The following is a 14,220-nucleotide window of genomic DNA, read 5'->3' on the forward strand; positions in this document are numbered from 1 at the left end:
ACGGACGAACATGATGGACAAAGCGTGGGTACCGGAGCAAGAGCCGGGGCTGCCTTGGGCGGCTGCGGAATATGAGCTCTTGCGGGACCAGGTCCGCCGCTTTGTCGAGGAGGAGATCAAGCCCTGTGCAGATCGCTGGGAGGAGGAGGGGGGCATTCCGCGTCCGGTCCTGCGTCGCATGGGCGAACTCGGCTTCTTCGGCATCCGCTATCCGGCCGAGTACGGTGGTGCCGAGATGGACGCAGTCGCATCGACGGTCTTCGCAGAGGAACTCGGGCGCTCCACCTATGGCGGCGCCGCAGACGCAATGCTGGTCCAGGCCGAGATGGCTTCCAGCTACGTCTTTCACGACGGAACCAAATCCCAACGGGCTCGCTGGATGCCGGGCATTGTGAGCGGCGAGGTGATCACCGCGATCGCCATCACGGAGCCGGATGCGGGCTCGGACGTGAAGGCCATCCGCACGCGCGCGCGCCGAGACGGTGACTCCTACGTGCTCGATGGTACGAAACTATACATCACTAATGGCGTCTGCGCGGATCTCTACTGTGTTGCGGCCAAGACTGATTCCGCGGCAGGGAGCAACGGGATCACGATGTTCCTCGTCGAGAAGGGCACGCCGGGCTTCAGCGTGGCTCGCGAGCTGGACAAGCTCGGCTGGCGCTCCTCCGACACGGCCGAGCTCGTCTTCGACGGTTGCCGCATTCCTGCCGAGAACGTGCTCGGCGCGGAGGGACAAGGCTTCTACTCCATCATGCGCAACCTCCAGAACGAGCGCCTTGTCCTGGCCGCCATGGCGACAGGGATGGCCGAGGCGGCGATCGATATGACCCTTACTTACGTGAAAACGCGCCCCGCGTTCGGAGGCGTCCTTTGGGATATGCAGGCGATCCGGCAACGTCTTGCGATGCTTTCTGCGAAGGTTGAGGCAAGCCGCGCGCTTCTCTATGCCACCGCTTGGCGCATGGCGGCGGACGACGACTGCATGCGCGAGATCTCGATGTTGAAGGCCATCTGCGGCGAACTCGTCAACGAGGTGGTGTATACGTGCGTCCAGTTCCACGGAGCCATGGGCGTCATGCGGGAGAGCCCGATTGAGCGCATATCGCGCGACGCTCGCATCCTCTCCATTGCCGGCGGCGCGACGGAGGTAATGCTGGACGTGGTCGCGTCAATGTCGTGAGCTTGCTGCGCAAGCTGAAGCGATAGCGCTCGGCAACATTCGCACTGACCGCAATTGGCTTCAGACCCGAAGAGCGTCTGGCCGATCACCCAGCCTGACATCGGAGGCGGCGTCCGCGGCATGGCGGTCCTAGATGTCGCCGAGCCACCGACCGATTTCTCTGGATCCGACGACCCGTTTTGGCTGGTGCGGATTGATCGTTCCGGCCGAAAGGCTCTTCACTCTCTGGTCCTGCGCCAGCGTCCTGGTGAACTGCTTTGCTTCCTGTTCGGATTTGAAGGTCGCAGTCCGTCGCGCGTGCCTGTCGGGTGGAGCATCGCGTTGATCAACGAAGGAGACGTACCAGACGTGGTCTTGCATCATGTGGCGATCTCCGAGATTAGGTCCAGGTGCGAAAACGAAGCTCTGCCAAGCTAAGCGGGCCGGGGGCCGGGTTCGCGGATGACGGAGGAAAATACGGCTTCCGTTCAAAGTGTCCCTAGGGTCTTTCTAAGTAATTCTTCTGAGCAGTGGGTGTCTTCAGTCCATCCGGTGGAAGATGATAGCGGTGTGATCGGCTTCTGGCCTCCACGCTGATGGCCTTGCCAGTTTCAGCATTCCTTCGTAGCGCCTCATCGGTAAAGCAGAAACGGCGTTCCTCCCAGGGTTCGCGCGTCCACGCGATCATTCTCCCAACCACAAGGCCAGGTGCCCGCCGCGGATCTCGCCCTCAAGCCGCGCGACGCGACGGCATGACCGGATTCGCGACCGCTATCCTGACGATTGACAGACAATTATTACATGTATAAAAATATGCAAATTCATATAATATGAGATGCCCGAATGGACGCGCATCCGCTCAAGCTCAAGGTGCAGTCGATCGTTGCGGAGACGTCGGTCATCCGCAGCGTGGTGTTCGGCGTGGAGGGTGGTGCCGTGCCGGAGTGGCAAGCGGGCGCGCATATTCGCGTGTTGCTGCCGAGCGGGGGCGACCGGCCGTATTCCCTGATGGCGCTGCCGAACCTGCCTGACGGCGCTGTTGCGCTGGGGGTGCTGCGCGAGGAGACGTCGACCGGCGGCTCGCTGTTCATGCATGCCCTTCAGGTCGGCGACGTCGTCAGCGCGACCGCGCCGGTCAACAATTTCGATCTTCATGAGGGCGCCGCGCCGGCGTTGCTGTTTGCCGGCGGCATCGGGGTCACGCCGATCCTGTCCATGGCCGCGGTGCTGAAGGCGCAGGGGACCTGGTTTCGCCTGCACTATGCCGGACGAATGCCCGGGCTGCTGGCGTTCCTGCCGCAGTTGCAGGCAATCTGTTCGGAGGGCCTAGCGGTTCATTACGACAGCGATGCGTCCCGCCTCGACATCGCAGCAGCGCTTGGCGAGGCGCCCGCAGATGCCCACGTCTATGTCTGCGGGCCTGCCGGCATGATTGACGCGGTGAAGGCAGCGGCGCTCGCCAGGGGCATCGCGGCCAACCGCATCCATTTCGAGCTGTTCAAGGCGGAGCAGTCCGGCTCCCCGAACAAGCCGTTCGACGTCGAGCTCAAGTCGACCGGGCAGGTCATCACCGTCGCGACCGATCAGAGCATCATCGAGGCGCTGGAGGCGGCAGGGCTCGACGTGCTCTATGATTGCCGGCGGGGCGATTGCGGTATCTGCCAGTGCGGCGTGATCGCAGGCGTGCCTGATCATCGTGACGTCATTCTCAGCGACGACGAGAAGGCGTCCAACAAGGTCATGCAGATCTGCGTGTCGCGTGCGAAGTCGGACCGGCTGGTGTTGGATCTCTGAGAGGAGGCAAGAGGCGCCATGGCGAAATACGGAAAAGATCCCCGCGCGATTGGCGGGCTGGTGCGCGACGCCGAGGTGCATCGCGATGTCTATATCGATCCCGAGGTGTTCGAGCTCGAGATGGAGCATCTGTTCCCCAACAGCTGGATCTACGTCGGGCATGCCAGCCAGTTGTCGAAGGCCGGCGATTTCATCACCGCCAACATCGGCCGGCAGCCGGTGGTGGCCAGCCGCCATACCGACGGTTCGATCCACCTGTTCTACAATCGGTGTCCGCACAAGGGCGTCAAGATCGCCTCCGAGCCGTGCGGCAACACCGGAAAGTTCTTCCGCTGTCCCTATCATGCCTGGTCGTTCAAGACCGACGGCTCGCTGCTCGCGATCCCGCTGAAAAAAGGCTACGAGGGCACCGGGTTTGCCGACACTCAGGCGAGCGGCGGGCTGTCGAGAATCAGGAATGTCGTCGTCTACCGCGATTTCATTTTCGCGCGCCTCAGCGAAAACGGCGTCGGCTTCGAAGACTATTTCGGTGAAAGCCTCTCGACCATCGACAACATGGCCGACCGCTCGCCGCTGGGGAAGCTCGCCGTCGAGGCCGCGCCGATCCGCTACATGCACACCTGCAATTGGAAGATGCTGGTCGAGAACCAGACCGACACCTGCCATCCGATGGTGGCGCATGAGAGCTCGGCCGGCACCGCCATCAAGGTCTGGCAGCGCGAACAGGGCGACTCCACGGAAAAGCCGATGGCGGTGCAGCTCTATGGCCCGTTCATGAGCCCGTACGAGTTCTACGAGCAGAGCGGCATCCGGATCTGGCCCAACGGGCATGGCCATACCGGCGTCGCCAATTCCATCCATTCGAACTATTCGGACGTCGAGGGCTATCTCGACCAGATGGTCGCAGCCTATGGCGAGACGCGGGCGCACGAGATTCTGGGAGAAGTTCGGCACAACACCGTCTATTTCCCGAACATCATGGTCAAGGGCGCGGTGCAGATCCTCCGCAATTTCATCCCGATCGCGGTGGACAGGACGCTGGTGGAGAGCTGGGTCTATCGTCTGGTCGGCGCACCCGACAAGCTCTACGAGCGTGCGCTGATGTACAATCGCTTCATCAACGCACCGACCTCGATCGTCGGGCACGACGATCTCGAAATGTACGAGCGTGCCCAGGAAGGGCTGAAGACGAACGGCAATCAGTGGGTCAACCTGCGCCGGCTCTATGAGAGCAACGAGGAGCCCGACGTCACCGCGGTCATCAACGGCACGTCGGAGCGCCAAATGCGGAACCAGTTTCATGCCTGGGCCAAATTCATGACCATGGACATGGACCAGGGCGTCGAGGCCGCGGAATGATCAGCGAAAAGACCATCACCGATTTCATCTATCGGGAAGCCGACCTGCTCGACACCATGCAATGGCAGGCGTGGCTTGACCTGTTCCACCCCGAGGGGCGCTACTGGATGCCGCTGGAATGGCAGCAGCAGGACCCGGTGCTGCAGCCGTCGCTGATGTACGAAGATCTGATGCTGATGAAGGTGCGGATCGAGCGACTGGCCGGCGAACGCACCTTCAGCCAGAAGCCGAAGAGCCGCTGCCATCATCTGCTTCAGGCGCCGCAGATCCTGGCCTGCGACCCGGCGGCCGGCATCTTCAAGGCAAAGACGTCCTTTATCTATACCGAGACGCGCGGCGACACGCTGGAACGCTTTTCGGGCTGGGCGTCGCACGATCTCGTTCAAATCGGCGATGCGCTCAAGATCAGGCTCAAGCGGATCGATCTCGTGAATTTTGACGCGCCGTTCGGCAATATCCAGCTTTTCATGTGAGTGCGCCTTGACCACAGCGACCACCGTCTACGCCCGCTTTCGCGAGATCGCCCTCGACCGGGGTGAAGCGGGCTTCCTCAACGTGCTGCCCGAGACGGCCGAGATCTACGGCATCGCGGCCGGGGAGATCTCGTACCGTGCCATGTCGGAGCGGGTCGAGCGCTGGCGCACGGCGTTCGTGAGCCACGGCTACGGCAAAGGCCATCGGGTCGGGCTGCTGCTCCAGAACCGGCCGGCCTTCGTCGAGCTGTGGTTCGCGTTGAACGCGCTCGGTGTGTCCGTGGTACCGATCAACCCCGATCTGCGGGTCAGCGAGCTCGAATACATCATCGCGCATTCCGAGATGAATGCCGCATTCGTCCTCGCCAAACGACGCGACGAGGTCGAGACGGCGGCGCGCCAGGCCGGCCGACCGATTCCGGTTGCGACCGACGGCGGCGATATTCCGGCCCCGTTCGGTGGCGCGCGGCCGGCGGACGCCGGCGACGGTTTGAGCGAATGCGCGCTGCTCTATACGTCGGGGACAACGGGCCAGCCCAAGGGCTGCGTGCTGACCAACACCTATTTCCTGTATTCGGGAGAATGGTATCGCGATGTCGGCGGATTGATCGATCTCAGCGGTGATGGCGAGCGCATGATCACGCCGCTGCCGCTGTTTCACATGAACGCGATGGCGGTGTCGCTGATGGCGATGCTGTCGGTCGGCGGCAGCCTGACGATGCTCGATCGCTTCCATCCGCGCAGCTGGTGGCAATCGGTGCGGGACAGCCGGGCGACCTGCCTGCATTACCTCGGCGTCATGCCCTCGATGCTGATGAGCGCGCCGCCGACCAATGAAGACCGCGCGCACAGCGTGCGGTTCGGCTTCGGCGCCGGCGTCGACAGGCTGCTGCACGCGCCGTTCGAAGAGCGCTTCGGCTTCCCGCTGCTCGAGGCCTGGGCGATGACCGAGACCGGAAGCGGCGGCGTGATCGCCGCCCATGTCGAGCCGCGCAAGGTCGGCACGAGCTGTTTCGGCCGTCCGGCGCCCGAGGTCGAGGTTCGGATCATTGGCGACGGCGGCAACGATGCGGCGGTGGGAACGCCGGGCGAGCTGTTGGTGCGGCGGGCGGGGACTGATCCCCGCTTCGGCTTCTTCAAGGAGTACCTGAAGAACAGCGAGGCCACCGCCGAGGCCTGGAAGGACGGCTGGCTGCATACCGGTGATATCGTGTCGCGCGATGCCGATGGCGATCTGCATTTTGTCGATCGCAAGAAGAACGTGATCCGCCGCTCCGGCGAGAACATTGCCGCGGTCGAGGTCGAATCCGTCCTCAATCGCCATCCCGCGATCCGGCAGGCCGCGGTCGCGGCGACGCCCGATCAGCTGCGCGGCGACGAGGTCGCCGCCGTCATCATCACCAAGCAGCCGGGAGCAGACCGCGCGCTGGCCGAGGACATTGTGCGCTGGAGCCTCGAGCAGATGGCCTATTACAAGGCGCCGGGCTGGATCGCGTTCGTCGATCAACTGCCGCTGACCGCGACCGAGAAGATCCAGCGCGCCGGGTTGAAGGAGTTCGTCGCGAGACTGATGCGCGATGGCGCGTTCTTCGATCTTCGCGACCTCAAGCGGCGGCAGGAGTGATCATGAGCCAGACCCGCACGACACTCATCACCGGAGGCAATTCCGGCATCGGGGAGGCGCTGGCGAAGAAACTCGTCGACGAGGGACAGCGGGTTATTTCGATCGGCCTCGAGAAGCCGGACTGGACGCACGATCTACTCGCCGCTTACCGCGCGGATTTGACCGACATGGCGGAGACCAGGGCCATTGCCGAGGAAATCTGCCGGGACCATGCGATCGATGGCCTCGTGCACAATGCCGGCGTCATCCTGCCGAATTTGCTGGCCGATGCGAAGCCGGAAGACATCCTGACGCTGGCGCAGTTGCATCTCGCCGCACCGATGCTGCTGACCCAGGCGGCGATGGAAGGGATGCGATCGCGACGGTTCGGGCGGATCGTGTTCGTGAGCTCGCGCGCCGCCATGGGCGCCGCCACGCGCTCGGCCTATTCCGCGACCAAGGCCGGCGTGCACGGCATGGCCCGGACATGGGCGCTGGAGCTGGCGTCGAGCGGGATCACGGTGAACGTGGTCGCACCAGGTCCGATCCTGACCGACAATTTCTGGGGCGTCGTCCCGAAGGACTCCGAGCAGCAGGAGCGGATGGCGCGCAACGTTCCGGTCGGGCGGCTCGGCTCACGCGAGGACGTGGCGCACGCGATCAGCTTCTTCCTCGACGAGCGCTCGGACTTCGTCACCGGCCAGGTGCTCTATGTCTGCGGCGGCACCAGCCTTGCCGGCCTCAGTCCATGATCGCGTGAGGCTCAGATCTGGTTCTGGCGGATGTTCTCGACCATCTTGGCCAGCACGCGGGCGCACACCTCGATCTCGTCGGGATCGATACCGACGGTCAGCAGGTCGTAGTTGTTCTCCATGATCGGCCAGATCTTGCGCAGCAGGGCCTCACCGTCCGCCGTCAATCCGACGACGCGGCGACGCTGGTCTTCTTCCGCAATCTCGCGCTTGACGAGGCCCGATGACACCATCGACTCGACCATGCGGCTCGCGGTCGACTGCTCGGTGACGGCCAGAACGGCGATCTCGTTGACGGTCAGGGTCTTGTAGATAAACAGCACCGACAGCGTCCGGAACACGACGTTGTTGATGTTGTGCTCGCTGAGATCGCGGTTCTGATCCAGGTTCCAGCGATTGGCAAGCCGGTTGAAGAGATACGGGATGTAGCTTTGCAGCTGGTCCCGGGTCCGCGGTGGACCGGATTTCCATCTGCTTCTGGAATCTTTGGCCATTATGTCTTGCGACCCTGCTTCTTGCTTTCGCTGCCAAGTTTCGAGGAGAGCGACCGCAGCACCGACAGTGCGGTCTCCAGCTCGGGGGCGGGAATGCTTTCGAGCCGTTCGCTGAGATGCCGCTTATGCACGTCAGCCGCCTTCCTGAACAGTGCTTCGCCCTTTGGCGTCAGGCGCACGATGAACGATCGGCGGTCTTCGCTCGACATTTCCTTGCTGATCAGGTCGTCGGCCAGCAGGCGCTGCACCAGGCCCGAGACGTTGCCGCCGGACACTTTCAGGTTCTGCGACAATTGCCCGAGCGCCATTCCGTCCCGGTAACGGTCGAGCTGCGCCAGCACGTCGAACTTGGCCAGCGACAAGCCGAACTCCGAGCTCAGCATGGAATTCAGCGATGCAAACAGCTCGCCATGCAGCGACAGCAGTTGCAGCCACAGCCGGGTTTCAATCTGCCCGAACACGGCAGCCGTGCTCTCCTTGAGTGCTGCCGGCATCATGCAAAACTCTTGATGGTCTGGATCACGCCGTCGAGCTCCTTGCCCGCGCTGTCCTTCAGCGCGGCTTCCCGCAGTCGGCGCGCCCAGTCGGCGGCATCGTCGCGCGGTGCGACCAGCTTGATCGCGGCCAGCGTCTTGTCGAATTTCGACAGGCCGCGGCTGTGGGTGTCGGAATAGCCCTTGACGAGGCGCCGGCATTGCAGGATCTCGACGCCCAACTGATAGTTTGCTCGAACGGCCTCGGTCGCGGCCGTCAGCCATTGGTCCCGATGGGCGGTCTCGATGGCGTGACGCAGCGAGCGCCGGCGCATGCCGCGAAGTCCGCCGACGACATAGAGCGCGACGAACGACAGCAGCGAGTAGGTCCGTACCCGGCGTCCCTTGTTGACGCGACGGTCGAGCCAGCCGAGCAGGCGCGGCTTGGCGCCAAGCCAGCGGCCAAGGCCCACCGGCAGCATGCCCATGACCTCTTCCATGCGGGGATGCATGAACTCGGTGGTCTGCAGCACCTGGCCTTCGGACAATTCGAGCTCGCCCTCGATCCGCGCACGGCGGCTGGACCTGGTCTTGAGGTCGGCAACGCGGATGACGTCATCATAGCTCATGGCGTTGGCGAGATATTTCGCGGCGGCCTGCGTGAAGGCGAAGTTTCGTTCGGCGCCTCCGGCGCTCCGATCGGCGGCGTGGAGCTTGCCGAGGATGTCGAGATATTCGCCGCCATAGGCGATGTCCTGGAAATCGACCACCTTCTTCAGCCCGGCGCGGCCCATGGCCTGCACGGCATCGGGCAATTCCTGCGTCAGTCGGGCGGCGAGGCCGGCAAGACGGGGATCCAGCGCGGCCGGGGAGGGAGCGTTGTCGGCCGCCTCCGATTGCGCCGATGGCGCCGGGTCCCGGGATTTCGACTGCACCCGGTCGAACGCCGCCTCGAACGCGCGGACGCTGGCCTGCGCGCCTTTATCGCCGGCGCGGATGACGTCGAGATAGCTCTCGCGGCTGAAGCTGAGCACGCCGGCGGCTGCGAGCGCGCCGAACATCGCGGCCGAGATCACGCTGCCGTTGGCGATCGCCAGCGCGTTCATGTCGAAGATGATCTCGGTCTTGGCGGCGACCCCGATGGCGCCGGTCACCGCGCCCCCGTCGGCGATGCCGTTGCCCGGCGCGATCTTCTCGCCGATCGCGAACGTCCGGTGGTTGGATGCGATCAGCGTCGTGCGGTCAGGCGTCACCAGGCCGCGCAGGATGGAGCGGCCGGCTTCCATGAATTCCGCCGCCATCACCACGTCGACGTCGCCGGGCGTCGGCATCAGCGACAGGATCGGCTTGCGGCCGTCGAGCGGCGGCATCGCCTCGATATAGTAGATCGTGGCGCCGGTGCGCTGGGCGACGCCGGGCACCGACGTCGACTGCGCGACCCAGCCATGCTTCTCGGCGAGCTGGACGATCCAGTCGGTGAGGACGCCGCCGCCCTGGCCGCCCATCGCGACGATCGCGATCGAGATCGGCCGCTCGGTCGCGTCACTTGCGGCAGGAAGCGCCAGCTGGACCGTCTCGTCTCTCATGCCAACGCCCCGAGCGCCGGACGCCGGCGATCGCGCCGCCGCTGCAGCCAGCCGATCACGGCCATGGCGACCTTCGACTTGAACTTGTCCCAGCCGGTCGGATTATGAATGACGTCGGCGCGATAGAACGACGGACACAGCACCGCGGCGTCCGCGACCTCGCCGCAATTGCCGCACCCGACGCAGGAATTGTCGATCGCCGCGACGGGATCGTCGCGCAAGGGATCGTCGAGCTGCTTGACCGAGAGCGACGGGCAGCCGGAGAGGCGGATGCAGGCGTGATCGCCGGTGCAGACGTCCTCGTCGACGCCGAAGCGTTCCTTGACGGTGCGAACGCCGTCCTTGATCGCCTTGCTGATCTGCGGTTTCACGCGGCGCTGCTTGTTTAGCATGCATTCGGAGGACGCGACGATGACCTTCGGGCCTTGTTCCTTGGTCGTCAGCGCCTCCTTCAGCGTGTCCCGCATCCGGCCGACATCGTAGGTACGGTCGATCTGCCGGACCCATTGGCCGCCGATGCCCTTCACGGCCTGCACGATCGAGTTGTTGGTGTTTCGCCGCTTGCTCGTCGCGCGCGACGACAGGATGTCCTGACCGCCGGTCGCCGAGGTGTAGAAATTGTCGACGATGATGAAGACGCCGTCATGCTTGTTGAAGACGGCGTTGCCGATGCCGCTGGTCAGCCCGTTGTGCCAGAAGCCGCCGTCACCCATCACGGCGATCGAGCGCTTGTCGGCCTTGACGTTGAAGGCCGAGGTCGAGGCCGGGCCGAGGCCAAAACCCATGGTGGTGGTGCCGATGTTGAAAGGCGGCAGGATCGAGAACAGGTGACAGCCGATGTCGGCGGAGACGTGGTGCTCGCCGAGTTCGCTCTCGACCAGCTTCATGGCGGCGAAGATCGGCCGCTCCGGACAACCGGTGCAAAGCCCGGGCGGACGCGCCGGCACGATTTGCTTCAGCTTCTCGATCTCGGGGTGGTTGAGCACGGGGCTCGCATCCGGCGCCGGCGGTCGGTTGCCAAGCAGCCGCGGCTCGGTCTTCTCGATGAATTCTCTGATGCCACCGAGCAGCACCTGCGCGGTATAGTCGCCGCCCATCGGCAGCACGTCCTTGCCGTGGATGCGCGCCTGGATATCCCTGCGGCGCAGCACCGTGTTGATCGCCTGCTCCAGATATTCCGGCTGGCCTTCCTCGACGATGAGAACGGCGTCCTTGTCGAGGCAGAACTCCGCGACCTCGGTGTCGATCACGGGGTAGGTGACGTTCATGACGTAAAGCGGGACCTGCGTATTGCCGTAGGCATCCGACAGCCCGAGATATTGCAGTGCGCGGATGACGTTGTTGTACATCCCGCCCTGCATGATGATGCCGACTTTGCCCTGCTTCGGCCCCATCCATTCGTTCAGCCTGTTGTCGCGGACGAAGTTGATCGCCGCAGGCATCCGTGTCTTGATCTTCTCCTGCTCGTGCTCGTAGGCCGCCGGCGGCAGCACGATGCGGCCGACGTCGCGCTTCGGATTGTTCAGGGCATCCTTGATGGTATGGGCCGGCTTGACGTTGTCCTTGCAGGCAAAGCTGCCGTGCATGTGGCAGGCGCGGACGCGCACCTCCAGCATCACAGGGGTGTTCGAGACCTCCGAGAGCTCAAAACCCTTCTCGATCAAATTGACGATGCATTCATGGTCAGGACGGGGATCGAGCAGCCAGATCTGCGATTTCATCGCAAAGGCATGGGTGCGCTCCTGCATGATCGAGGAGCCTTCGCCGTAATCCTCGCCGACGATGATCATCGTGCCGCCGGTGACGCCGCCGGAGGCGAGATTGGCCAGCGCGTCGGAGGCGACATTGGTGCCGACCGTCGACTTCCACGCCACCGCGCCGCGCAGCGGATACATCACGGAGGCCGACAGCATTGCGGCTGCCGCCGCTTCATTCGCAGAGCTCTGAAACACGACGCCGAGATCATCGAGCACGTCCTTGGCGTCGGCCAGCACGTCCATCAAATGCGAGATCGGCGAGCCCTGATAGCCGCCGACATAGGCAACGCCGGATTGCAGGAGTGCCTTGGTGATGGCGAGGATGCCTTCGCCGCGGAAGGTGTCGCCGTCGCCGAGCCGGAGATACTCGACCTCACGAGCAAAAGACCGTTCAGCCATTGCACCCTCCAGAAATATGCGATAGCATACGTTTACATGTAAAGTAAGTCAAACGCTGCGCCCCGATTATGAGCCGGCGACAGGGTAGGGCCAATGCTGAAGCTGCCGCGCTTTCGAGCCGCCGCCGTCCAGGCTTCACCTGTCTATCTCAACGCCAGTGCGACCGCCGACAAGGCCGCCTCACTGGTGCGTGAGGCGGCGGCGAACGGCGCGCGGCTGGTCGCATTCCCCGAAGTGTTCGTGCCCGGCTATCCCTATTGGAACTGGATCACCGATCCCGTCACCGGAAGCGCCTGGTTCGAGAAGCTCGTCAAGGCGTCGGTGCTGGTGCCGGGTCCCGAGGTCGACGTCGTCCGCAAGGCCGCGCGCGATGCCGGGTGCTACGTCGTACTCGGCGTGAACGAGCGCAGCCCGGTGTCGCTTGGCGCAATCTACAACACGCTGGTCTTCATCGGCCCGGACGGAACGCTGCTCGGCAAGCACCGCAAGCTGGTGCCGACCTGGGCAGAGAAGCTGACCTGGACCGGCGGCGACGGGTCGAGCCTGCGTGTCTATGACACCGAGATCGGGCGCCTCGGCGGGCTCGCCTGCGGTGAGAACACCAACACGCTCGCGCGCTTTGCGCTGCTTGGGCAGGGCGAGCTGGTTCACGTCGCAAGCTACATCTCGCTGCCTGTCGCGCCGCCGGACTACGACATGGCGGAGGCGATCAAGCTGCGCGCCATTGCCCATTCCTTCGAAGGAAAGATCTTCACGATCGTTTCCTGCTCGACCGTCTCGGAGGAGATCATTGCGGCGATGGAGACTGTCGTCCCCGATGCGCGGGCGCGCCTGCAGCGCAAGTCGAGCGCATTCTCAGGCGTGATCGGGCCGGACGGCCGTCTGGTCGGCGAGCCGCTGATCGACGATGAAGGCATCGTCTATGCCGATATCGACCTCGAGCGCTGCATCCAGCCGAAGCAGATGCACGACATCGTCGGGCACTATAACCGGTTCGACATCTTCGATCTGCGGGTCAATCGCCGTCCGCAAACACCGCTCGGCCTCGCGGAAGGCGAACGTCTGGCGGCCGATGCCGCGGAGCAGGCGAACTTCGTCTCAATTCCAGGCAGGACGGAATGATGGGACGTGTCGATCCGACGACGCCTCCTCGCCGTCGTCCTGGCGAACGCCGGGACGATAGTCATGGATGTGGCGACAGGACGTCATGAGAAAAGACTTGGAGGACAGGATGAGCGAGAACGTCATCGGCCGGGCCAATGTCGAGGATACCCCGGAACTCAAGGCCTACTACAGGGACCTCGAGAAGTTCGAGGCGGCCGCGTTGTGGACGGTCGCCAACAAGATCGAGCCGTGGCAGCCGCAGTCGGCGTCCGTTCCCGTTCTCTGGCGCTACAGCGATCTGCGTGAGCACGTGTTGCGCTCGGTGGAGCTGGTCTCGCCGGAGAAGGCGGGACGGCGGGTGATCTATCTCAACAATCCCGGCCGCCGCGACGTGTCGGCCGCGGTCGGTTGGCTCTATTCGGGCTTGCAGGTGATGCATCCGGGCGAAGTGGCGTCGGCCCACGCGCATTCGGCCTCCGCGCTGCGCTTCATCATGGAAGGCGAGGGCGCCTACACCATCGTCGATGGCCACAAGATGACACTCGGCGCGCGGGATTTCGTGCTGACGCCGAACGGCACCTGGCACGAGCATGGCGTCGAGGAAAACGGCTCGGTCTGCATCTGGCAGGATGGGCTCGACATTCCGCTCGTCAACGCGCTGGAAGCCAATTTCTTCGTCGTGCACCCGAAGATCCAGCAGGAAGAGTCGGGTTATCCCGTCGACGACATGACCAAGACCTGGGGCAATCCGGGCCTTCGGCCGGCGGGCTCGCGATGGTCGAACGGCTATTCGCCGATGTTCAAATATGAGTGGGAGCCGACTTACGAGTCGTTGCGGAAGTATGCCGCCGCCACCGACGGATCGCCCTATGACGGCATCCTCATGAACTACGTCAATCCGATCACCGGCGGACATGTGATGCAGACCATCGGCGCGAGCATGCAGTTGCTGCGGCCAGGCGAGAAGACCAGGTCGCACCGCCACACCGGAAGCTTCGTCTACCAGGTCGCCAAAGGAAACGGCTACTCCGTGATCGGCGGCAAGCGCTTCGAGTGGCGGGAGCGCGATATTTTCTGCGTTCCCTCCTGGGCCTGGCATGAGCACGGCAACGCTTCGGCGAGCGAGGACGCCTGCCTGTTCTGCTTCAACGATCTGCCCGTCATCGAGGGGCTCGGCCTCTACCGGGAAGAGGCCTATGGCGACAATGCCGGCCACCAGTCGGTCGCGGCCTGACGTTTCCCCGCAGAATTCAACCCGAATAAT

The 14,220-nt window shown here is 63.9% G+C and carries 13 protein-coding genes; 8 read left to right on the forward strand and 5 right to left on the reverse strand.

Annotation, left to right across the window (positions count from 1 at the left end):
* Positions 1-10: 10 nt before the first annotated feature.
* A complete protein-coding gene (locus tag ACE103_RS16550; protein ID WP_223973826.1) occupies positions 11-1,183 on the forward strand; it encodes an acyl-CoA dehydrogenase family protein in 1,173 nt (390 codons plus the stop codon).
* 129 nt (positions 1,184-1,312) lie between these two features.
* Here ACE103_RS16550 and ACE103_RS16555 read toward each other — a convergent pair whose 3' ends face one another.
* Positions 1,313-1,546: a hypothetical protein gene (locus ACE103_RS16555; RefSeq protein ID WP_223973824.1), complete on the reverse strand. Its 234-nt coding sequence runs from the start codon at positions 1,544-1,546 to the stop codon at positions 1,313-1,315.
* A gap of 459 nt (positions 1,547-2,005) precedes the next feature.
* On the opposite strand from ACE103_RS16555, the gene ACE103_RS16560 reads away from it, so the two are divergent.
* The 5 genes from ACE103_RS16560 to ACE103_RS16580 are packed head-to-tail and all read left to right on the forward strand — an operon-like array spanning position 2,006 to position 7,143.
* Positions 2,006-2,956, forward strand: coding sequence for a PDR/VanB family oxidoreductase (locus tag ACE103_RS16560; protein WP_375780295.1), 951 nt, complete (start codon positions 2,006-2,008; stop codon positions 2,954-2,956).
* 18 nt (positions 2,957-2,974) lie between these two features.
* Positions 2,975-4,315 carry an aromatic ring-hydroxylating dioxygenase subunit alpha gene (locus ACE103_RS16565; protein WP_375780296.1) on the forward strand — a complete coding sequence of 447 codons (1,341 nt, stop codon included), beginning with the start codon at positions 2,975-2,977 and terminating at the stop codon, positions 4,313-4,315.
* Positions 4,312-4,788 carry an aromatic-ring-hydroxylating dioxygenase subunit beta gene (locus tag ACE103_RS16570; protein WP_375780297.1) on the forward strand — a complete coding sequence of 159 codons (477 nt, stop codon included), beginning with the start codon at positions 4,312-4,314 and terminating at the stop codon, positions 4,786-4,788. The genes ACE103_RS16565 and ACE103_RS16570 overlap by 4 nt, the downstream gene beginning before the upstream one ends.
* A gap of 7 nt (positions 4,789-4,795) precedes the next feature.
* Positions 4,796-6,412, forward strand: a complete 1,617-nt coding sequence (locus ACE103_RS16575) for an ATP-dependent acyl-CoA ligase (RefSeq protein WP_375780298.1) — start codon at positions 4,796-4,798, stop codon at positions 6,410-6,412.
* Positions 6,413-6,414: 2 nt separating this feature from the next.
* The gene (locus ACE103_RS16580; protein ID WP_375780299.1) at positions 6,415-7,143 is read left to right on the forward strand and encodes an SDR family NAD(P)-dependent oxidoreductase; all 729 of its coding nucleotides are present in this window, start codon (positions 6,415-6,417) and stop codon (positions 7,141-7,143) included.
* A gap of 11 nt (positions 7,144-7,154) precedes the next feature.
* Here ACE103_RS16580 and ACE103_RS16585 read toward each other — a convergent pair whose 3' ends face one another.
* Genes ACE103_RS16585 through ACE103_RS16600 form a run of 4 tightly spaced genes read right to left on the reverse strand, consistent with a single transcriptional unit; the run spans position 7,155 to position 11,852 of the window.
* A complete protein-coding gene (locus ACE103_RS16585) occupies positions 7,155-7,637 on the reverse strand; it encodes a MarR family winged helix-turn-helix transcriptional regulator (protein ID WP_375780300.1) in 483 nt (160 codons plus the stop codon).
* Positions 7,637-8,134: a MarR family winged helix-turn-helix transcriptional regulator gene (locus ACE103_RS16590; protein WP_375780301.1), complete on the reverse strand. Its 498-nt coding sequence runs from the start codon at positions 8,132-8,134 to the stop codon at positions 7,637-7,639. Before ACE103_RS16590 ends, ACE103_RS16585 begins: the two co-directional genes overlap by 1 nt.
* On the reverse strand, positions 8,131-9,696 hold the full coding sequence (locus tag ACE103_RS16595) for an indolepyruvate oxidoreductase subunit beta family protein (RefSeq protein WP_375780302.1): 1,566 nt from the start codon (positions 9,694-9,696) through the stop codon (positions 8,131-8,133). The genes ACE103_RS16590 and ACE103_RS16595 overlap by 4 nt, the downstream gene beginning before the upstream one ends.
* Positions 9,693-11,852, reverse strand: coding sequence for a thiamine pyrophosphate-dependent enzyme (locus tag ACE103_RS16600; protein ID WP_375780303.1), 2,160 nt, complete (start codon positions 11,850-11,852; stop codon positions 9,693-9,695). The genes ACE103_RS16595 and ACE103_RS16600 overlap by 4 nt, the downstream gene beginning before the upstream one ends.
* Before the next feature lie 93 nt (positions 11,853-11,945).
* On the opposite strand from ACE103_RS16600, the gene ACE103_RS16605 reads away from it, so the two are divergent.
* Positions 11,946-12,974: a carbon-nitrogen hydrolase family protein gene (locus tag ACE103_RS16605; RefSeq protein WP_375780304.1), complete on the forward strand. Its 1,029-nt coding sequence runs from the start codon at positions 11,946-11,948 to the stop codon at positions 12,972-12,974.
* A gap of 109 nt (positions 12,975-13,083) precedes the next feature.
* A complete protein-coding gene (locus ACE103_RS16610) occupies positions 13,084-14,190 on the forward strand; it encodes a cupin domain-containing protein (RefSeq protein WP_375780305.1) in 1,107 nt (368 codons plus the stop codon).
* Positions 14,191-14,220: the final 30 nt, after the last annotated feature.

The organism is Bradyrhizobium sp. ma5, from assembly GCF_042258955.1.
Classification (GTDB): Bacteria; Pseudomonadota; Alphaproteobacteria; order Rhizobiales; family Xanthobacteraceae; genus Bradyrhizobium.